The sequence below is a fragment of the Bradyrhizobium sp. MV1.5 genome, assembly GCF_055807615.1.
On sequence record NZ_JBVVPL010000027.1, the window covers coordinates 55494 to 75118 of the forward strand.

The 19625-nt window shown below is 63.8% G+C and carries 18 protein-coding genes; 7 read left to right on the forward strand and 11 right to left on the reverse strand.

The features are described 5' to 3' along the window. Positions 1 to 118 precede the first annotated feature (118 nt). From AC0L2J_RS23540 to AC0L2J_RS23565, 6 genes are read left to right on the forward strand one after another with little or no spacing between them, the layout of a single operon-like run. Entirely contained in the window at positions 119 to 1297 is a 1179-nt protein-coding gene (locus AC0L2J_RS23540) for an ROK family transcriptional regulator (RefSeq protein ID WP_473394711.1), read from the forward strand. Between the two features lie 57 nt (positions 1298 to 1354). After that, positions 1355 to 2641: an ABC transporter substrate-binding protein gene (locus AC0L2J_RS23545; protein ID WP_473394692.1), complete on the forward strand. Its 1287-nt coding sequence runs from the start codon at positions 1355 to 1357 to the stop codon at positions 2639 to 2641. Next, positions 2638 to 3561, forward strand: coding sequence for a carbohydrate ABC transporter permease (locus AC0L2J_RS23550; protein ID WP_473247907.1), 924 nt, complete (start codon positions 2638 to 2640; stop codon positions 3559 to 3561). Before AC0L2J_RS23545 ends, AC0L2J_RS23550 begins: the two co-directional genes overlap by 4 nt. Then, complete coding sequence (locus tag AC0L2J_RS23555; RefSeq protein ID WP_063996181.1) at positions 3554 to 4411, forward strand: carbohydrate ABC transporter permease; 858 nt, start codon at positions 3554 to 3556, stop codon at positions 4409 to 4411. The genes AC0L2J_RS23550 and AC0L2J_RS23555 overlap by 8 nt, the downstream gene beginning before the upstream one ends. A gap of 10 nt (positions 4412 to 4421) precedes the next feature. Further along, entirely contained in the window at positions 4422 to 5531 is a 1110-nt protein-coding gene (locus AC0L2J_RS23560; protein WP_063996180.1) for an ABC transporter ATP-binding protein, read from the forward strand. Next, the gene (locus AC0L2J_RS23565) at positions 5528 to 6295 is read left to right on the forward strand and encodes an SDR family NAD(P)-dependent oxidoreductase (RefSeq protein WP_473394693.1); all 768 of its coding nucleotides are present in this window, start codon (positions 5528 to 5530) and stop codon (positions 6293 to 6295) included. The genes AC0L2J_RS23560 and AC0L2J_RS23565 overlap by 4 nt, the downstream gene beginning before the upstream one ends. A gap of 123 nt (positions 6296 to 6418) precedes the next feature. Here AC0L2J_RS23565 and AC0L2J_RS23570 read toward each other — a convergent pair whose 3' ends face one another. The 4 genes from AC0L2J_RS23570 to lpxA all read right to left on the reverse strand — a co-directional run bounded on the left by AC0L2J_RS23570 (position 6419) and on the right by lpxA (position 10683). Continuing rightward, positions 6419 to 7231 carry a COG4705 family protein gene (locus tag AC0L2J_RS23570; RefSeq protein ID WP_473394694.1) on the reverse strand — a complete coding sequence of 271 codons (813 nt, stop codon included), beginning with the start codon at positions 7229 to 7231 and terminating at the stop codon, positions 6419 to 6421. 602 nt (positions 7232 to 7833) lie between these two features. Next, the gene (gene lpxB, locus AC0L2J_RS23575; RefSeq protein WP_473394695.1) at positions 7834 to 9018 is read right to left on the reverse strand and encodes a lipid-A-disaccharide synthase; all 1185 of its coding nucleotides are present in this window, start codon (positions 9016 to 9018) and stop codon (positions 7834 to 7836) included. Beyond that, on the reverse strand, positions 9015 to 9872 hold the full coding sequence (locus AC0L2J_RS23580) for an LpxI family protein (protein ID WP_085384805.1): 858 nt from the start codon (positions 9870 to 9872) through the stop codon (positions 9015 to 9017). The genes lpxB and AC0L2J_RS23580 overlap by 4 nt, the downstream gene beginning before the upstream one ends. Before the next feature lie 19 nt (positions 9873 to 9891). Continuing rightward, positions 9892 to 10683 carry an acyl-ACP--UDP-N-acetylglucosamine O-acyltransferase gene (gene lpxA, locus AC0L2J_RS23585; protein WP_473394696.1) on the reverse strand — a complete coding sequence of 264 codons (792 nt, stop codon included), beginning with the start codon at positions 10681 to 10683 and terminating at the stop codon, positions 9892 to 9894. 175 nt (positions 10684 to 10858) lie between these two features. On the opposite strand from lpxA, the gene AC0L2J_RS23590 reads away from it, so the two are divergent. Then, the gene (locus AC0L2J_RS23590; protein ID WP_473394697.1) at positions 10859 to 11203 is read left to right on the forward strand and encodes a KTSC domain-containing protein; all 345 of its coding nucleotides are present in this window, start codon (positions 10859 to 10861) and stop codon (positions 11201 to 11203) included. Between the two features lie 6 nt (positions 11204 to 11209). Here the strand turns inward: AC0L2J_RS23590 and fabZ are convergent, their stop codons facing one another. The 7 genes from fabZ to AC0L2J_RS23625 all read right to left on the reverse strand — a co-directional run bounded on the left by fabZ (position 11210) and on the right by AC0L2J_RS23625 (position 19604). Beyond that, complete coding sequence (gene fabZ, locus AC0L2J_RS23595; RefSeq protein WP_050992707.1) at positions 11210 to 11626, reverse strand: 3-hydroxyacyl-ACP dehydratase FabZ; 417 nt, start codon at positions 11624 to 11626, stop codon at positions 11210 to 11212. Between the two features lie 41 nt (positions 11627 to 11667). After that, the gene (lpxD, locus tag AC0L2J_RS23600) at positions 11668 to 12735 is read right to left on the reverse strand and encodes a UDP-3-O-(3-hydroxymyristoyl)glucosamine N-acyltransferase (protein ID WP_473394698.1); all 1068 of its coding nucleotides are present in this window, start codon (positions 12733 to 12735) and stop codon (positions 11668 to 11670) included. A gap of 125 nt (positions 12736 to 12860) precedes the next feature. After that, on the reverse strand, positions 12861 to 15395 hold the full coding sequence (gene bamA, locus AC0L2J_RS23605; protein ID WP_473394699.1) for an outer membrane protein assembly factor BamA: 2535 nt from the start codon (positions 15393 to 15395) through the stop codon (positions 12861 to 12863). A 187-nt stretch (positions 15396 to 15582) separates the two neighbouring features. Next, positions 15583 to 16734, reverse strand: coding sequence for an RIP metalloprotease RseP (gene rseP, locus AC0L2J_RS23610; RefSeq protein WP_007610877.1), 1152 nt, complete (start codon positions 16732 to 16734; stop codon positions 15583 to 15585). Positions 16735 to 16778: 44 nt separating this feature from the next. Beyond that, a complete protein-coding gene (dxr, locus tag AC0L2J_RS23615; RefSeq protein WP_007610879.1) occupies positions 16779 to 18002 on the reverse strand; it encodes a 1-deoxy-D-xylulose-5-phosphate reductoisomerase in 1224 nt (407 codons plus the stop codon). Between the two features lie 4 nt (positions 18003 to 18006). After that, positions 18007 to 18849: a phosphatidate cytidylyltransferase gene (locus AC0L2J_RS23620; RefSeq protein ID WP_473394700.1), complete on the reverse strand. Its 843-nt coding sequence runs from the start codon at positions 18847 to 18849 to the stop codon at positions 18007 to 18009. Further along, positions 18846 to 19604, reverse strand: a complete 759-nt coding sequence (locus AC0L2J_RS23625; RefSeq protein ID WP_007610887.1) for an isoprenyl transferase — start codon at positions 19602 to 19604, stop codon at positions 18846 to 18848. Before AC0L2J_RS23625 ends, AC0L2J_RS23620 begins: the two co-directional genes overlap by 4 nt. Positions 19605 to 19625 lie beyond the last annotated feature (21 nt).

A 19625-nucleotide genomic window follows, 5' to 3' on the forward strand; every position in this document is an offset into this window, starting at 1 on the left:
GCGCCGACACAATCTTGCTGCCGCGCACAACAACAAGTCGGCGCAATGCGTCGGCCGGCGCTTGACGTCGAAACGCTTCGCGCGCAAATTCTTACTCTAAGTAAGAATGACGACAGGGATGGAAATGCCGGAGCAGCCGAGAAGTCGGCGGCAGACGCGTGCTGCCATTTTGACTCATCTGCTTCAGTCGGGCGGGTCGTTTCGTCCGCCGCTGGCCAAGGCCGTGCGCCTGTCGGAAGCGAGCCTGTCGCGCATCCTGTTCGACCTGAAGGCCGAAGGCCTGATCGAGGAAGTGCGGCGCCCTGCCCCTTATGTCGGCGGCCCGACTGGCCTCGTGTCGCTTGATGGGACGGTGGCGCTTGCGGCTTTCGAGCTGACCACCCAGCGGCTCAGCGTCGGCGTCGGGGGCCTGTCGGGCGAACTGCACGACACCGGGGATGTGCCGCTGCCGAAGACGCCGACGGTCGCAACGGTCGGCCAGGCGTTTCGCGAGGCGATGACATTGCTGCGCGACTGGACGCGGCGCCGGCACATCCCCCTCGCGCAGATCGGCGTCTCAATTCCGGGCCTCGGCCGCTCGAGCGCATCAAGCAATCCGATCATTCCTTGCGACATCGGGCGTATCAGCGAGATGTTCGGCGCGAATTTTGCCGGCGTGCCGGTCGAGTTCACCAATTCGGTCGTCGCGCACGCCATTTTTCACCGTTGCCGCACGGAGCATTATCCATTCAGCGGCGCGCATCTCTTCGTCTTCGTCGGTCAGGGCGTCGCAGGCACCTGGATGGATGATCCGATGGAGGACGATGCCCTCCAGCCGGTCGAGCTCGGCCACATGGTGTTCGGAGCCGACGGTCCAATTTGCCGCTGTGGTCATCATGGCTGCGTCGAGGCCTATACGTCGCTTCCGGCCCTGGCCGAGCTTCTTGGCGTCGCGGAAGCCGAGCTGCTTCAACCCGGCAGCGAATGGGTGACCGCGATACCGCTCTCGTCGCGTGTGCGGCAGGAATTGCGCCGGCGGCTGTTCCGGCTTGGCCTTGCGATCGGCAACACGCTGAACGTGAAGCCATGCAATGGCGTCGCGATCAGCGGCTGGCCATCGCTTCTCGCCGACGACGATCGCAGCGCGCTCGTCGAGGGGATCGACGCCTGTCTGTTGGGCGGGCGCAAGCACGCGCAAGTGTCGCTCGCTTTCGTGCCGCCGTCGAATGGCAACGATCCGCGGGCGGCGCTGGCATTCGCGGCTTTCTGCCTCGCTTGCCGCGGCGGCATGCCGGCCGCATCAATCGAGGCCGCCTGAGATACCTGATGCCGCGCGGCTCTCGCGCGAAAGAGTTCACACCGGGAGGAAACTGCCATGCCGATCACGACAACAAGGCGCCAACTGCTCGCCGGATCCGCGGCTGCGCTCGCACTGCCGGCCTTTGCGCGAGCGCAAGGCGCGGTCAAGCCGCGTCTGACTGCGATCTCGCAATGGTCCGCAGGCAGCGATGGGGCTGCCATCACGGCGCTCGGCAAGAAATTCGAGGAGAAAGGCGGAGTATGGCAGCACTCGCCCGTCCCCGGCTTCACCACCGAGATGATGAACAAGCTGCGTGCCCAGATCATGGCCGGCGATCCACCGGCCTGTTCGCAGCTCAAAGGTCCCGAGATCGCGGCTTGGTCCAAGATTGCCCCGACCGTCGATCTCGATGCCGTCGTCGCTGCCGCCGGCTACGAAAAGGTTATCGCTCCGGACCTTGCAAAATTGCACAAGCCGGGGGGCAAGTGGATTGCGCTGCCGTTGCAGATCTACAGCACCAACATGCTGTTTCTCTCCAAACGCGCGATGGACAAGGCCAAGGCCGACAAGATCCCCGTCACATGGGCCGAGTTCAACGACCTCGCCGAGAAGATGAAAGCAGGCGGCGTCCCCTATCCCATCGCCAACGGTGGCACCCGCCCGGACGACGGCCAAAAATTCGAAGCCGCTTTGGCAGGCATCAGTCCCACTGCATACCGCGCAGCCCTCATGAATCTGGACAAGAAGGCCCTGGAGGGTCCCGAAATAAAGGCTGCCTTCGTCCAGGTGCGCAAGATTGCCGACTGGATGGACCCCAACGTCGGCGCCCAGCACTTTTCGACCAACCTGAAGCGTTTCGTCGACGGCGACATGGGCATGATGATCATGGGCGGGTGGGCGCAGGGCGTGTTGCGCAACGCGGGTTTCAAGTTCGAGGACTTCATCATCGCCCCGGGCCCGAGCGACAATAGCAAGCCTGTCTTCCTGCTGAATGCCGATGCCTTCATATTCTGGCAGCGCAAGGAGCCCGACCTGCAAGCCGGTCAGAAGCTGATGGCCCAGCTCGTCATGGATCCAGCGATCCAGACCATGTATTCGCAGATCACGGGATCGATCCCCGTGCGCACCGATGTCGATCTGTCCGGCGAAGGCTGGTCGGACGGTCAACGGCGGACCGCAGCAGCCCTGAAAGACGCGATCGCCAGCAATCAGGCCGTTCTCAGTCTTGCGCACAACATGGCGCAGGAAAACGGGATGACCGCAGCGATCATCGACGTGATCACGGAGTACGTGAAGAACAAGACGATCAAGCCCGAGCAAGCGGTCACACGCCTTGCCGAGGCCGTCGAGGGCGCACGTTGACCATCGCTATCCCGACAACACCGGGCCGGCCGGCAGCCCCTGACTGGGTACGCCGGCTGCCCGAATATTTGACGATCTGGGTGCCGCTGCTGTTGTCCGCCGCGCACCTCATTGCGTTCTCGCTGTGGACGATCTGGATATCATTCACACCGTCCACTCTGGTCCCGGTCTCGGGCTGGGTCGGTTTACGCAACTATTCTTCGGTTGCAGCATCGCGGAACTGGCAGATTGCCTTGGACAATCTGTTGCTGTTTGGCAGCGCCTTCGTGTTGCTGAGTCTGGCGGCCGGTCTCATTCTTGCGATCCTGCTCGATCAGCGCATTCGCGGCGAGAACCTGCTGCGGTCCATCTTCCTCTATCCTCTGGCGGTGTCATTCGTGGTCACCGGCACGGTCTGGAGTTGGCTGCTCAATCCTGGCCTCGGGATCCAGAAGCTGGTCCGCGACCTCGGCTGGAGCTCCTTCCGGTTCGACTGGCTGATCGACCGCGACATGGCCATTTGGACCATTGTCATCGCTGCGATCTGGCAATCCTCCGGTTTCGCCATGGCGCTGTTCCTCGCCGGCCTCCGCTCCGTCGACGCCGACCTGATCAAGGCGGCGCAAATCGACGGCGCCGGACCGATCCGAATGTACCGGCGCGTCATCCTGCCGACCCTTTGGCCGATCACCATCACCGTCATCGTCATCCAGCTGCAGTTCGCGATTTCGACCTTCGACCTCGTCCGTGCGCTCACCAATGGTGGGCCTGGGATCGCCACCCAGCTGCCGGCCCTCGTCGTCTACGACCTGATGTTCCAGCGCAGCCTGCTCGGACGCGGAGCGGCAGCGGCAGTGCTCATGTTGCTCATTCTTCTCGCGGTTTTGCTGCCCTATGCAGCGTGGCGCTATGTCCAGCGGCGGCGTGCGATCCATGCGTGACCGAACCCTCGCGCCAGGCCGGATTCTGATCTATCTCGTGGTGTCGCTGATTGCTGCAGCATGGCTCGCGCCATTGGCTGTTGTCGTGCTGAACTCGCTCCGCACCAACGAGGAGATCGCGCAGGCCTCGATGATCGGCTGGCCGAAGCAATGGGCATGGAGCAACTACGCCGCCGCCTGGAGCGGCTTCTGCGTCGCGGAGACCTGCGCTGGCATCCGGCCGTACATGCTGAATTCCGCGCTGGTCACGATTCCCGCGACGATTTTCTCGACCCTGCTCGGTGCTGTCGCCGGTTACGCCGTGTCGCTCTGGCGCTTTCGCGGCGATAGCTGGATCTACGGCATCGTGACTCTTGGCCTCTTCCTTCCCCAGCAGATGCGCTTGCTTCCCTGGACCATCGTGTTGCGCGATACGGGCCTGATGAACACGCTGACGGGTCTCGTCGTGATCCACACGGTCCAGGGGCTCTCCTTTACCGTCTTGTTCTGCCGAAACTACTACACTGCCATCCCGCAGGATTTGATAAGAGCTGCGCGCATCGATGGCGCAGGCTTCTTTCGTATTTTCTGGCGCATCATCCTGCCGCTCTCGCCCCCTATTCTGGTCGTCACCGTCATCTGGCAGTTCACGCATATCTGGAACGAGTTTCTCTACGGCGTGACATTCACGACCGGTCAGCAGCAGCCGGTCACCGCCGCGCTGATCGCGCTATCCGCCGCGGTCGCCGACATCCCGCAGCATGGCGTGCAAAGCGCGGCGGTGATGATTGCCGCCCTGCCGACCCTGCTGATCTATCTGATCGGCGGCAAGTATTTCGTGCGCGGCCTCACCGCCGGGGCCGTGAAATGATCGGATTGTCATGGCAGCCCTAAGCATTCGCTCCCTGTCCAAGCGCTACGCCAATCTGGAGGTGCTCAAGGGCATCGATCTCGACATCGAGAGCGGTGAATTCACCGTGCTCGTCGGCCCATCCGGCTGCGGCAAGTCCACGCTGCTCAACATCATCGCCGGGCTCGACCTCCCGAGCGCAGGCACCGTGGAAATCGGCGGACGCATTGTCAACGACGTTCCGCCGAAGGACCGCGACATCGCCATGGTGTTCCAGTCCTACGCGCTCTATCCGTCGATGACGGTGCGCCAGAACATCACCTTCGGCATGGAATGCCGCCACGTACCAAAGGCGGAGCAGGAGAAGGCGCTGGCGAATGTGGCCAGGCTGCTCCAGATCGAGCCGCTGCTCGGCCGCAAGCCGTCGCAGCTCTCCGGTGGCCAGCGCCAGCGTGTGGCGATGGGCCGGGCGCTGGTGCGCGATCCCCTGCTGTTCCTGTTCGACGAGCCGCTGTCCAATCTCGACGCCAAGCTGCGCGTCGAGATGCGGATGGAGATCAAGCGGCTGCACCAGCGCATCGGCGCGACCATCGTCTATGTCACCCACGACCAGATCGAGGCGATGACGATGGCGACGCGCATCGCCGTGATGCATCGGGGCGTGGTGCAGCAGTTCGCCGACCCCGATACCGTGTATCGCTATCCCGCCAATCTGTTCGTGGCGCGTTTCATGGGCTCGCCGCCCATGAACACGATGCCGGCACGACTGGAGGCTGACGCGGGTGGGCCGGTGGTCGTGATCGGCGCGGGACGATCGGACGAGGTCCGCCTCCGCCTTGGCCAATACGACGCGGCGGCGCCTTTCGTCGGCCGTGACGTGGTGGTCGGGATCAGGCCGGAATGCATCGCCGAGGGCAGCCGGGTGTTCTCCGCCGATCCGCCCGTCGTCGTCAACGCGCCGGTGGAGATGGTCGAGCCGACGGGGGCCGAAACGATCGTGCTGCTGCGGCTTGGGGGCGAGCCTGCGCTGGCGCGCATCACCCCGGACATCCGCCCCACACCGGGCGCCGCCGCCCCGTTCGCGCTCGACACGCGCCGCATCTGCCTGTTCGACCCCGAGACGGAGCGACTGATCGCATGACAAGAACGAGCTATGCCGGTCTTAAGGATCGCGTGGTGTTGATCACCGGTGGTGCCAGCGGCATCGGTGCCGCCTTCGTGCGGGCGTTCGCCGCCCAAGGGGCGCGCGTCGCGTTCCTGGATCTCGATGAAGCAGCTGGCCAGGCGCTGGCCGCGGAAGTGAAAGCCGCGGCCGGGATCGTACCATTGTTCGTGTCCTGCGACCTCCTCGACATCGACGCCTTGCGCGGCGCCATGGCGCAGGTGCACAGATCGCTTGGCGATGCCGCGGTTCTCGTCAACAACGCCGCCAATGATCAGCGTCAGGTGCTGGCCGAGGTGACCCCGGCCGAGTTCGACTGGATGATCGGCGTCAACCTCAAGCACGTCTTCTTTGCCGCGCAAGCGGTGGTGCCGCAGATGCAGGCGCGCGGCGGCGGTTCGATCATCAACATGTCATCGATTGCCTGGATGCGCGGCGCGCCGGGGCTGCCGGTCTACGCCGCTGCGAAGGCCGCCATCGTCGGCTTCACCAACTCCCTGGCCCGGTCGCTCGGGCCCGACCGCATCCGCGTCAATGCGATAGCGCCGGGGATGGTGATCACGGAGCGTCAGCGCCGGCTGTGGTACCCGGACGACCAGGCGATCGCCGAGCTGCGCACGCGCCAGGCCATTCCCGACCCGGTGACGCCCGATGACATCGCCAACATGGCGCTGTTCCTCGCTTCCGATGAGAGCCAGCGGATCACGCGCCAATGTTTTCAGGTCGACGCGGGTCTCGGCTAGAGCGGTACTCACAAACCCGAGTTGCCTCATAGAGGTCCGCTCCGCATCCGAGAGCAGTCGCGTTGGCGTACCTCACCCTGGGTCCGAGTTGGGGCCAGAAGGCGACCTCCCCGATGAACTGGACTACTCGGTCCTTGGCTGCGAAGCCCAATCGACCGAATGCCGCCCTGGCCGCTGCGGCAGGATAGCGACGAGCAAGACGATTGCAGCGAGAAGGACCACGGAAGCTAAAGGACGACTCAGGGCGAGCCCGCCATGGCTGACTGGCTTGTCCAGAAAATCTCCAACGGTGGCCCCCAGAGGACGCGTGAGAATGAAGGCCGCCCAGAATAGAAAAACCCGCGATACCCTGGTCCAGTAGTACAGCGCCGCAAGCACCAAAAGTCCCGCACCAAACAGTAGAGCGCCTCCATCGTATCCCAGCCCGGAGTCGTCAGCGACCCAATCTCCGAGAGCGGTACCCAAGGTTTGCGAAAACGTAATGGTGATCCAATAGAATAGTTCGGTCTTTGGGGACGTTACCGTGTCGACATTCACCGAGCCCAAGGTCGTGTACCATGCAGCAAGGGAACAAAGCACACAGGCCAGCAAGATGGATGAGCCTCCCACATAACCAATCCCCAATGAACGATCAAAAAAATCCGCCAACGCGGTACCCACGGTGGTGGAAGCAACGATGGCCAGCCAGTAGACCCAAGGATTGAACTTCGGCGTCGAAATCTGAGCAATGACTGCGGCAACGAAAATGGCCAGAAAGATAGCCGTTCCGATCAGATATCCGCCGTTTTGGGCGTTCTGATCTGCGTGCAGCCAGCTCATGGTCACCGCGTCGCCGCCCGTTTCGCCCAGCGTGGTGGCTAAGATTTTGATTACCCAGAAGCCGAGCGTGACTGCAGGTACTTTGCTGATAATGTCATCTGCGCTCTGGAGCCTCATTAACCCACTCCTTCATACCTAGGTTGCCGGTTGCGGACTGGCCAGCAGACCAAACGCTGCAAGCACCTGAAGGTGCCACTCAAAACTTAGCCGGTGGACCGCTGGAGGGACCGCTTTGGGTCAATCGCGACATCACGCCTCGTGGAAAATTTAATCTTGCTCGATGCGACACCCTTGAGGGTAGCGCGTTCAGGAGCATGGCATTCCGTGTATGCGGAAAAAGATTGGTTAGCGCTAGAGGATGGTGCCCCATCGTTCGACGCAATTCATCGTTTGATGCCACTGCCAGGTGGCGGCCGGTTCGATGCCAGAGCGGAAGTCATACTCAACGCGTTGGCTGATACAGTCGCAACAGTCGGCCCAGATGGCATGACTTGGATTCGTCGTGAACCTTTGGGAGCGGGGCTACCCGATGGGGTTAGCTTGTCGTTGCCTCAAGGTAGAGGACGACTGGTCGTGTTTCATTACCCCCAACGCGATTTCGTCGAAGAGACAACCGTATCCGAGTAGTTGGTCCGCTTCGGGTCACAAACCGCCGATCACGCCCAAGGTTAAGAGACTTCCGCTTTGCGCTGGCAAGCTGACGCTTGTGAGTACACGTTCTAGCTAGCCCGCCTGCCCCTGCGCATCGTCGCCAGCACGATGTCGGCGGCGAGCACGCTAGGCGACTTGTTGCCCGTCGACATGATCGTATCGAGCCGGGCGAACGCTTCCACCTGCTGCCGGCGCAGCGGTGAATCGGTCAGAAGCTCCGAGAGCGCGGGTGCCAGCTTCTCCGGCGTGCAGTCTTCCTGCAGGAACTCCGGGATGACATCCTTGCCGATCACGAGATTGGCGAGGATCACCGAGGAGACGCGGATCGCGCGCCGCAGGATGAAGGCTTCGATCGCGCCGACGCGATAGGCCGTCACCATCGGGATGCCCGATAGCGCGAGCTCCAGCGTCACCGTGCCGGATTTTGCCAGTGCCGCGCGCGCGATGCGGAAGGCGGCACGCTTCTCGTTCTCGCCGACCACGATTTGAGGCTTGACCGGCCAGCTCGCGGTGCCTTCGCGGATGGTGGCTTCGAGATGCGACATGGTCGGCAGCATCAGCTCGAACGCGCGGCCCTCCGTCTGCAATCGGCCGAGCGTGGCGCCGAACACGTCGAGATGGTGCCTGATCTCGCTGCGGCGGCTGCCGGGCAACACCAGCAAGACCGGCGGCTCGCCGTCACGGCGCGCCTGCTCCTCCGCGTTCGGCCGCAGCGAGGGCAATTGCTCGATGAGGGGATGGCCGACATAGCTGCATGGCGGGCCGCCGAGCTTGCGGTATTCCTCCGGCTCGAACGGCAACAGGCCGAGCACATGGTCGACATAGCCGAGCATGGTCCGCGCCCGCCCCGGCCGCCAGGCCCAGAGCTGCGGCGAGACGTAGTCGACGATCGGGATCGCCGGATTGCGCGTCCGCACGCGGCGGGCGACACGGTGGGTGAAGTCGGGGCTGTCGATGATGACGAGCGCGTCCGGCGCGGCTTCGGTCACGGCCTCCGCGGTCTCCCGGATCAGCCGCAGGATCTTCGGCAATTGCTGCACGACCGCGGCGAAGCCCACGATCGAAAGCTGCTCGATCGGAAACAGCGTCTCGAGGCCCTGGCGCGCCATGGTGTGGCCGCCGACGCCCACGAACTGCACGCCGTCGCCGAGGCGCTGGCGCAGCACCTTCATCAAGGCGCTGCCGAGCCGGTCGCCGGATTCCTCCGTGGCGATCAGGAATATCTTGCGCTTGGGATCGCGACCTTGCATCACGCCGGCAGGCCGATGACGAAGAGATATTTGGCGTCGGCGAGCGCGATCATCGCCTGCGGCTCGGCGGCGATGGTGTTGCCGGCAACGACGGCGATCCCTGCCAGCCCTGCGGCGGCGACGCCCTCGAGGGTGCGCGGGCCGATCGTCGGCAGGTCGAAGCGCAGATCCTGCCCGCTCTTTGGGACCTTCACCAGCACGCCCCGCCCGGTGGCCGCGCGGATGCGACCCTCTTCGCGCAGCCGTGCCACGCGCGCGAGCAGCGCATCGGTGCCCTCGATGTCCTCGACCGCCACCACATGGCCGTCGATCACGACCGCAGCCTGGCCGATGTCGAACGGACCGAGCGCGGTCAGCACCGCGCGTCCGCGCTCGATGTCGGTCTTGCCGGTGTCGCTCGGCCAGGCGCGGCTGATGCAGCCCTCGGGCATCAAGAGGTCGGGCGCGACATCCTTGATGCCGACCATGCGAAAGCCGCCCTGCTCGAGAATGCGCCCGACGCCGGACAACAAATGATCGTCGCCGCCGCGGAAGGCGCGGATGACATTGCCGAGCAGCCGGAGCGTCGTGAAGTCGACCCGGACCTCGGAGAGCGAAGGCCGTACCAGCGTGCCGATGAAGATCAGGTCGCGGCAGCCCTCCTCGCGAAACAGCCGCATGGCGCGGCCGAGCTGGCCGACCGAGATCCAGCGATGACGGAATTTCTCCACCCGTGCCGGATCGCAGGCTCCCCGAAGCGGAAACAGCACCGGCGTGATGCCGCGGGCGGCGAGCGAGTCGGCAACCGCGAACGGCATCGCACCGCCGCCAGCGACCACGCCGACCGGCGATGAAATCTCCGAAGCCGCCGATGTCATGCCTGCGGCCATCCCATCATCACTTCGCGATGGCGGGAAGACAGAGCGGGCGCTTGCCCTTGCCGATGAAGTCGAGAATTTCGCCGATCGCCGGATCTTCACCGGCGAGCGGCCGCGCCGCCTCCAGGCGTTCGGCAAAGGTAGCGGGGCCATGGAAGAGCTTCTGATAGAACGCGCGCACGATCGCAAGCCGCTGCTTGGTGAACTTGCGCCGCTTCATGCCGATCAGGTTGAGGCCTTCGAGCACGGCATATTGGCCGTTGACGAGGCCGAATGGAATGACGTCGTCGCGCACGCCGCACACCCCGCCGACCATCACCTGCGGGCCAATGCGGGTGAACTGGTGCACCGCGGACAGACCGCCGATGAAGACGAAATCACCGATCTCGCAGTGACCGCCGAGCGTGGCCGAGGTCGCGAAGATCACGTCGTTGCCCACATGGCAGTCATGGCCGACATGGCTGCAATTCATGAAATAGTTGCGGTCGCCGACCTCTGTGATGCCCCCGCCTGCGACCGTGCCGGCGTTCATGGTCACGGACTCGCGGATCGTGCAGCCCGAACCGATCTTGAGCTTCGTCAATTCGCCACGATAGCTGAGCGATTGCGGCGGCGTGCCGAGCGAGGCGAACGGATAGATGGTGCAATCGTCACCGATCGTGGTCTGCGCGGTGATATGCACATGTCCGATCAGCTTGCAGTTACTGCCGATCACGACATGCGGGCCGATGATGCAGAAGGGGCCGATCTCGGTGCCCTCGCCGATCACGGCGCCGTCCGCGATCAGTGCGGTGGGATCAATCTTACTCATCAAGCAATCTGACTCATCAAGAAGGTCTGATTAGGTGTTGAAGTCGCTCGGTTTTCCGCTGGTTAGCGCGACTATGCCCGATCTGTCCAGTGACGTATGATCTCTCCGTGTTTCAAGTGCCGGGTGAAGCAGTCTTCCCGGCTCATCAACAAGTTCATGCGGAGCTTCAGGTATCGTGGTCAGGGCCCTGGCACTTCTCCTCGCACAGCTCGTGACCGCGCCGATCGTGTCCGAGACGATCGAGACCGCCGAACACCGCCCCATCGACCTCGCGACATTCGAATGCCGCGACATCAGCCGCAGCACGGTGCTCCAACGGCTCTGCTACGACCGTGCGCAGCAGGGCCTCGTCGTAGCAGTGAACGGCGCTTACGATCGCTATTGCGGCGTGCCGGTCGACACCGTCGAGCGCCTGCTGGGCGCACCGTCCATGGGACAGTTCTTCAACCAGAACATCAAGCACGAGGTCAGCGGCAGCCGGTACGCGTGTCCTGCGCGCGAGCGTATCCAGAGAAGTTGATCCCGCTCAGTCGGTCAGCATGGCGCCGACGTCGGCCTCCGCAACCACCTGGCCGTTGACCTTGGCGTCGCCGTGAAACCACCACATGGCCTTGCGGCGGCCGATTGAGCGCATGTGATATTCGATGGTATCGCCGGGCAGCACCGGCTTACGGAACTTGCACTTGTCGATGGTCAGGAAATACACCGCGCGCGGCTTCTCGGTGCCCTCGACCGACTTGATGCCGATCACACCCGCGGTCTGCGCCATCGCTTCGATCATCATGACGCCGGGATAGACCGGGCGATCGGGAAAGTGGCCCTGGAACGGCGGCTCGTTGAAGGTGACGTTCTTGATGCCGATGCCGCTGTAATCGGTGCGGATGTTGATCACGCGATCGATCAGCAGCATCGGAAAGCGGTGCGGGAGCGTTTGCAGGATCATGTTGATGTCCACAAGCTCGAACCTGACCGGTGCTTCGTCCGTCACTCCCGTTCCTCCTGCTTCGGATCGGCCTTGCTGTCGCGCGCCAGGCGCTCCACCGCCAAAATTTCCTTGAACCACTGCCTGGTCGGCTTGGCAAAAAAACCACCCCAGCGTCCGTTGGGAGGAACGTCGTCCTTGACGCCACTCATGGCAGTCACCTGAGCTCCATCCCCGATCTTGACGTGATTGTTGATGCCCACCTTCGCTCCCAGCGCCACGTTGTCGCCGAGGGTGAGGCTGCCGGCAAGGCCGATCTGGGCTGCCAGCAGGCAGTGCCGGCCAATGGTCACATTGTGGCCGATCTGGACCTGATTGTCGATTTTGGTCCCCTCGCCGATCACTGTGTCGCGCAAGGAGCCCCGATCAATGGTGGTGCCGGCGCCGACCTCCACATTGTTCTGGATCAGCACGCGGCCGGTCTGGGGCACCTTCAGATGCCCCTCGGGGCCGAAGAAGATGAAGCCGTAGCCATCCTGGCCGATCGAGCAGCCGGGGTGGATCAGGACGTCGTTGCCGATCAGCGCGCACTGGATGGCGGTGCGTGCGCCGACGTTGCAGTCCCGGCCGATCTTGACGCCGGGGCCGATCACGGCCCCCACACCGATCACCGTGCCGCTGCCGATCTCCACGTCAGGGCCGATCACGGCCAGGGGATCGACGATCACGCCGTCCTCGAGCCTGGCCGTGGGATCGATGATGGCCGACGGCGCGATGCCCTCATTGCCGGACCAGGATTGCGGCCGGAGCGCGTCGCCATGCCACTCCCGCGCGATCCTGACGAACGCGCGGAACGGCTGTGGCGCCCGCAGCACGGCGACGTGCGCGGGTACCCGAGCCTCGAAGCGTGGGCTCACCAGGCAAGCACCGGCCTTGGTCGCCTTGAGCTCATCGGCATATTTGAGATTGTCGAAGAACGACAGGTGCATCGGGCCGGCTTCGCCGAGCGAAGCAAGGCCCCTGATGATTTGGCCGCCCCTGGCGGGATCGACCAGCTCCGCCTTGGTCAGCGTGGCTATGTCAGCCAGCGCTGAGGCGGGCGGTTGTGTGAAGAAGGTCGGCTGCGCCATTCCACCCCGTCGCGGTCCGGCTTCGGCATGAAGCGGCCAAGCCGCATCATGCCTCATCTCCTGGATTGGCACGATCCCTTTCGGAAACCGGCTCCGGTGGTCCGGATCGTGCCGTGCTGTTCGAATTAGAACGAGGTGCCGCCGCCGAACCGGAACTCCTGCGTACGGTCGCTCTTGCCCTTGGTCAGCGGCACGGCGTAGTCGAAGCGCAGCGGACCGAACGGCGAGGCCCAGATCAAGCCGACACCGACCGACGACCGGACCACATTGCCGTTGTCATACACCAGGCCGGTGCAGGTTCCAGCCGAGTTTGGATTGACGGTTGACGGCGTGCAGCCCGAATTCCTGGTCGTGGTCATTTCGTTGGTCACCGACCACGTCGTCGGGCCCTGATAGTCGAACAGTCCGCCGGCGTCGGCGTAGACGGCGCCCTTCAGACCGACTTCCTTCGGCAGGAACCAGAACGGCATCTGCAATTCGAGCGAAGCACCCCAATATTTGGTGCCGCCAAGCGCGTCCTGAGTACCGAAGGGATTCAAATCGCGCGGTCCGATGCCGTTCGGGGCAAAGCCGCGGACGAGGTTCGGGCCCATCTGGAAATGATCGAGCATGCGCAGATCGCTGCCCATCTTGTTCAGCATGCCGCCCTGGAGGCGAACGAGGCCGACGATATCGGACACCAGCGGAGTGTAGTACTTCGCGTCGACCACAGTCTTCAGATAGGAGACGTCGCCGCCGACGCCGGCGAAGTCCTGCCGGAAATCGACCAGCAGACCGTCGGTGGGGTTCTTGTTGTTGTCGAGCGTGTTGTAGGTCAGCGTGTAGCCGAGCGCCGAGGTCAGGGTCTTGCCGTTGGCAAGCTCCTTGCGCACCGGCAGCGAAGCTTCGCCGTCGCTGTAGCAGCCGAGGCCGTTGGTCGAGGCATCCAGAGGAATACCGCTCGCCGCCGAGAAAGCCGGGCTTGGATTGAATGCCGCCGACCCAACTACGTTGTTACAGTTCGACAGGTAGGACGGCAGCGTGATTTCCTGCCGATAGATCGAGTAGCGCACCTGCAGCGACAGATCTTCACGCAGGGAGAAACCGAGGCGTGGCGAGAAGCCGAGCGTCTTGGTGCCGTAGGAGATGTAACTGTTGGACTTCTGCTCACGCTGATAGAGGTCGAGACCCAGCGCGACACGGTAGTCGAGCAAATAGGGTTCGACGAACGACAGCGAATAGCCGCGGGCGTACTGACCATAGGTCACCGAGGCCTTGGCGAACAGGCCGCGGCCGAGCAAATTGCGTTCGGAGACCGAGACTTCGGCCAGCGCGCCGTCGGTGGTGGAGTAACCACCCGAAACCGAGAAATCGCCGGTCGATTTCTCTTCCATGTCCACGAGCAGGATCACGCGGTCGCTCGACGAGCCGGGCTCCGTCGTGATCTTCACGCTCTTGAAATAGTCGAGGTTCTTCAAGCGGCGCTCGGCACGGTCGACCAGCGCGCGGTTGTAGGCATCGCCCTCGGAGACGTCGAACTCGCGACGAATCACGTAGTCGCGCGTGCGGGTGTTGCCGCGCAGGTTGATGCGCTCGATATAGGTGCGCGGACCCTCATCGATGTTGAACACGACCGATACGGTATGCGCCTCGAAGTTGCGGTCGCCACCGGGACGGACCACGGCGAAGGCATAACCGCGCCGCGAGGCTTCGATCTGCATCTCCTCGACCGACTTCTCGACCGATTCGACGTTGTAGAGCGAGCCGACATTGACGCGCGAATAGTTGCGCATCGAGCTGGGATCGAAGTTCGGAATGCTGGAGCGGAAGTCGATTGAGCCGACCCGGTATTGCGAGCCTTCCTCGATCTTGAAGGTAACGTTGAAGCCCTTCTTCTCCGGATCGTATTCGGTGAGCGCGGCCACGACCTGGACGTCGGCGAAACCGTTCTTGAGATAGAAGCGGCGGATCAGGTCGCGGTCGGCCTCGACCCGATCGGGATCGTAGACGTCGCCGCTGCCGAGGAAGCTCAGCAGGTTCGTTTCGTGCGTCTTGATGACGTCGCGAAGGCGGTAGGACGAGAATGCGCTGTTGCCGACGAACTCGATCGACTTGACGCCGGTCTTGGCGCCCTCCTCGACCGTGAAGACGAGATCGACGCGGTTGTTCGGCTGCTCGATGACTTCAGGCGTGACGCGAACGTCGTAGCGGCCGGACCGGCGATAGATTTCAGCGATTCGCAGCGTGTCGGACTGCACCATGGCGCGGGAGAAGGTGCCGCGCGCCTTGGACTGGATTTCAAGGGTGAGCTGCTCGTCCTTGATCTTCTTGTTACCCTCGAAGGCAATGCGGCCGATCACCGGGTTTTCCACCACGGAGACGACGATCTGGCCACCGGCACCGCGGTTGATCCTGACGTCCTGGAACAGGCCGGTCTCGATCAACGCCTTGAGGCCGTCGGCGATGGCGCCCTGATCCAGACGACCGCCGGGACCCGGCTTGAAGTAGGAGCGGATCGTCTCCAACTCGACCCGGCGATTTCCCTCGACGGAAATCGACTGCACGGTCTGAGCAAGCGCAGACGAAGACACAAAGGCAGCCCCAACCGGGGCAAGCACCGGCGCGCCGAACATGATCAGGGTTGCGAGCAAGCCCCCCCGGAGTCGCAGTCCAAACTTCATTGCGCAACGCGCCCTTATCATTCCGTACCAGACCCAACCCCAACGCCGGTCTGGAGATTCCCCAAGTTCAAGCCGCTTGTAGACAATTTCACCGACGCCGCAAACGGTCGAGCGCGCCGTAATTTCATTTTCATTCCAAGACGTTGCCCAAGAGCAACGCCCGGGCAACGCCACAAAAAAGCCCCTATCAGGATGCGGCCATTCGCAGGATGTCGTTGTAGGTCGCAAACACCATCAACATCAGCACCAAGCCAAGCCCGATTCGGAACCCCATCTCCTGAGTCCGCTCGGATAGCGGCCGCCCACGGGCAACCTCCGCCGCATAGAACATAAGGTGACCACCATCGAGCAGCGGGATCGGGAACAGATTCAGCAGGCCGATCGACACCGAGAGCACCGCGCAGAGGTTGATCACGAACTGGAACCCGGCGCTGGCCGCCTGCCCCGACATCTTGGCAATGCCAAGCACGCCGCTGACCTCATTCGGATTGCCGTTCCCGACGAACAACGAGCCCAGGAACTTGAAGGTGCTGGTGATGATGAACCAGACCTGCTCCACCCCGATCTTGAGCGCTTCGCCGACGCCGACGGGCGACGTGGAGGTCTCCCCGGCCTGAGACTTGTGTTCGACGCCGAGCACGCCGAGACGGTGGCTGTTGCCGAAGGGATCCTTGCGCTCGAGCAGTGCCGGCGTCGCTGTCAGCGACACGATGGCACCGTCGCGCTTGACCTGGAAGGCAAGCGGCGAACCAGCATTCATCGCAACCATGCGCTGCATGTCGGCAAAGCTTTCGATCGGCTTGCCGTCGATCTGGACCACGACGTCGCCGATCTTGAAGCCGGCTGCCGCCGCAGCGCCGTCGGCGACGACACCGTCGACGCGCGCGATCGTGCTCGGCTTGCCGTAATACAGCGCCATGCCGGCGAAGATCAGCGCGCCCAGGATGAAATTGGCGATCGGTCCGGCGGCAACGATGGCGGCGCGCGGGCCGACCTTCTTGTGATGGAAGCTGCCGGCGCGCTCCTCGGCCGTCATGGCCGCGAGCTTCTCGGACGATGGTGTCGAAGCCTCGCTCTCGTCGCCGAAGAACTTGACATAGCCGCCGAGCGGGATCGCCGAGATCTTCCAGCGAGTGCCATGGCGGTCGTTGAAACCGACCAGCTCAGGTCCGAAACCGAGCGAAAAAGTTAACACGCGAACGCCCGCCCAGCGCGCGACCAGGAAATGGCCGAGCTCATGGAAGAACACGACGATGGTCAGGACGAACAGGAAGGGAACCGCGTAGCCGAGGAGCCCATGGCTCAACGTATTGAAACTATGGACGAAAAAGTCGATCATCGAATTCCCTCATCCAGCGCCGCAAGGCCCTGGCCCCGAACCATCTAGGATGCCTTTAAGGCAATTTGAGGCAATAGGGCGGCAGCCCTATTTCGCGCAACATGGTCAACAGCGATTGCATCGTCCGCCGACGTCAGCGGGGCCTGGTTCCCGCTGCGGATCCAGTCGTCCAGCGTCGCCTCCACCAGCCGTGCAATCGCGCCGAACCGGATCTTGCCGGCGATGAAGGCGGCGACCGCGACCTCGTTGGCGGCGTTGTAGACGGTGGTCGCCCCCTTCCCGGTCCGGAGCGAATCGAAGGCCAGGCGCAGCCCGGGGAAGCGCTCGAAATCCGGCGCCTCGAAGGTCAGCTGGCCGATCTTGGCCAGATCGAGCTTGGCGGCCGGACCCTTGATGCGGTCGGGCCAGCCGAGGCAATGCGCGATCGGCGTGCGCATGTCGGGTGCGCCGAGCTGGGCGACGACCGAGCGATCAGAGAACTCGACCATGCCGTGGATGATCGATTGCGGATGGACGAGGACGTCGATCTCGTCGGGCGAGAGCGCGAACAAATAGGAAGCCTCGATCACCTCAAGCCCCTTGTTCATCATCGAGGCGGAATCGATCGTGATCTTCTGGCCCATGCTCCAGTTCGGATGCTTCAGGGCTTGCTCGAGTGTCGCCTGCTCGATGTCCGCGGGCTTCCAGGTGCGGAACGGGCCGCCGGAGGCCGTGATGATGACACGGACGAGCTCGTCGCGGTTGCCCGAGGCGAGCGCCTGGAACAGCGCATTGTGCTCGGAATCCGCAGGCAGGATGCAGGCCCCCGCTTTCGCCGCGCGCTGCATGAAGAAATCGCCGGCGCAGACGAGACATTCCTTGTTGGCGAGCGCGACATGCGCGCCGCGATCGACCGCCGCCAGTGCCGGCTTCAGCCCGGCCGCGCCACTCACGGCGGCCATCACCCAATCGGCCGGACGCGCGCCGGCCTCGATCACCGCGCTTTCGCCGGCGCCGCATTCGGTGCCGGTGCCCGCGAGCGCAGCCTTGAGCTCGGCAAATTTTGAGGTGTCGGCGATCGCGACGAAGCGCGCGGAAAACTCCTTCGCGAGCTTTGCCAGCGCCTCGACATTGCTGTTCGCCGTCAGCGCCTCGACACGGTAGCGCTCAGGAGAGGCGCGCAGCAGATCCATCGTGCTGTCGCCGATCGAGCCGGTGGCGCCGAGAACCGTGACGCTGCGGATGGTCGACGCCGCAGCCTTGTTGTTACGCAATGGAACCGCGCTCATATGTTCACCAAACCATAAGACCGCTTCCGGCGCTATGCACACCATGGCGGAGGAAGCCGATAATCCACGCCACCAGGATGGCGGCGACAAAACCGTCCAGACGGTCCAATAGCCCGCCGTGGCCGGGAATTAAGTGACTGGAATCCTTGACATCGAAGCGCCGCTTGACCGCGGATTCGAACAGATCGCCGCAGGCCGACACGACCGAGAGGACCGCGGCGACGAGCAGCAATGGAGCCATCTTTCCGATCCCGCAAGCGGCAAAGCCGGCCGCGACCAAAAGGCTCGCGGCAAAGCCGCCGAGCGCCCCCGACCAGGTCTTCTTCGGGCTCACGCGTGGCCACAGTTTCGGTCCGCCGATGCCACGGCCGGCGAAATAGCCGCCGATATCGGTCGCCCACACCACGAGCAGCACGAACATCAGCGCGGCGAAGCCGTTCACGAGATCCTTCCGCAGCAGGATCGAGGCGAGTAGCGCCGCCGACGCATAGGCAAATCCGGAGGCCGCCCAGACGAACTTGCCCCGCGCAATCACCGTCACGACCGCGCCGCCAATCACGCCGGTGATGATTGCGGTCTTCAGCGCGCCGAAGGCAACGCACAAGCCCATCGTGGCGATGACGATCGTCCCCGTCCCGGTCAGCGCGGTCGAGCCTGCGCCCACCACCATCAGCCATTCCGCGAACAGTCCGATCGACACCAGGGTGACGAGCAGCGCCCACAGCCAGCCGCCGGCATAAGCCAGCGCAATGGCGAGCGGCGCCAGCACCAGCGCCGCGAGGATTCGCATCACGAGATTGCTGGGGGCAGGCTGAGAACCGGCCGGTGCGGAGTCGGGCTCGCTCACGAGGCGGTTTTCGCGACCAGGCCGCCGAAACGGCGCTCGCGCCTGGCGAATTCGGCGATTGCGCCTTCCAGCGCCGCCTTGTCGAAATCGGGCCAGTGAATCGGCACGAAGACGAGCTCGCTATAGGCGGCCTGCCACATCAGGAAGTTGGACAGGCGCTGCTCGCCACTGGTGCGGATGATGAGATCGGGATCGGGAATGTCGGGCGCGTCGAGATGCGCCCCCAATGTCTCGGCATCGATCGTGTCGGGACTGCGCCGGCCCTCGGCGACTTCGCGCGCGAGCTTCTGCGCCGCCTTCGCGATCTCCTGCCGGGAGCCGTAATTGAAGGCGACGACGAGCGTGAGGCGCGTGTTATCGCGCGTCAGCTCCTCCGCCTCGTTGAGAAGTGCGCAGATGTCGCCCTCCAGCCCGTCCCGCTCACCGATGATGCGTACCTTGACGCCGTCGCGATGCAGGCTCGCCAGATCGTTGCGGATGAAGCGGCGCAACAGGCCGAACAGATCGCCGATCTCGCTCGCCGGACGCGACCAGTTTTCCGAGCTGAAGGAGAAGATGGTGAGATAGCGGATGCCAAGTTCATGCGACGCGCGAACCACGCGGCGCAGGGCCTCCACGCCGCGGCGATGGCCTTCCGCCCGTGGCAAGCCGCGCGCGGCCGCCCAACGCCCGTTGCCATCCATGATGATGGCGACATGCGCAGGCGCATCGGACCGATCTGGTCCTTCCGTTGCGGGCGCGGCGGCGTTGGACATGAGGCTGCCTTAAAGCATGAT

Coding starts and splice junctions, on each gene's coding strand:
- lpxD (WP_473394698.1), bottom strand. CDS start 12,735: ATGGCGCAGCCGACCTTCTTCACACAACCGCCCGCCTCAGCGCTGGCT.
- AC0L2J_RS23625 (WP_007610887.1), bottom strand. CDS start 19,604: ATGTCCAACGCCGCCGCGCCCGCAACGGAAGGACCAGATCGGTCCGAT.
- fabZ (WP_050992707.1), bottom strand. CDS start 11,626: ATGATCCTGCAAACGCTCCCGCACCGCTTTCCGATGCTGCTGATCGAT.
- dxr (WP_007610879.1), bottom strand. CDS start 18,002: ATGAGCGCGGTTCCATTGCGTAACAACAAGGCTGCGGCGTCGACCATC.
- lpxA (WP_473394696.1), bottom strand. CDS start 10,683: ATGAGTAAGATTGATCCCACCGCACTGATCGCGGACGGCGCCGTGATC.
- AC0L2J_RS23545 (WP_473394692.1), top strand. CDS start 1,355: ATGCCGATCACGACAACAAGGCGCCAACTGCTCGCCGGATCCGCGGCT.
- AC0L2J_RS23580 (WP_085384805.1), bottom strand. CDS start 9,872: ATGACATCGGCGGCTTCGGAGATTTCATCGCCGGTCGGCGTGGTCGCT.
- AC0L2J_RS23540 (WP_473394711.1), top strand. CDS start 119: ATGGAAATGCCGGAGCAGCCGAGAAGTCGGCGGCAGACGCGTGCTGCC.
- AC0L2J_RS23565 (WP_473394693.1), top strand. CDS start 5,528: ATGACAAGAACGAGCTATGCCGGTCTTAAGGATCGCGTGGTGTTGATC.
- AC0L2J_RS23560 (WP_063996180.1), top strand. CDS start 4,422: ATGGCAGCCCTAAGCATTCGCTCCCTGTCCAAGCGCTACGCCAATCTG.
- AC0L2J_RS23555 (WP_063996181.1), top strand. CDS start 3,554: ATGCGTGACCGAACCCTCGCGCCAGGCCGGATTCTGATCTATCTCGTG.
- rseP (WP_007610877.1), bottom strand. CDS start 16,734: ATGATCGACTTTTTCGTCCATAGTTTCAATACGTTGAGCCATGGGCTC.
- bamA (WP_473394699.1), bottom strand. CDS start 15,395: ATGAAGTTTGGACTGCGACTCCGGGGGGGCTTGCTCGCAACCCTGATC.
- AC0L2J_RS23570 (WP_473394694.1), bottom strand. CDS start 7,231: ATGAGGCTCCAGAGCGCAGATGACATTATCAGCAAAGTACCTGCAGTC.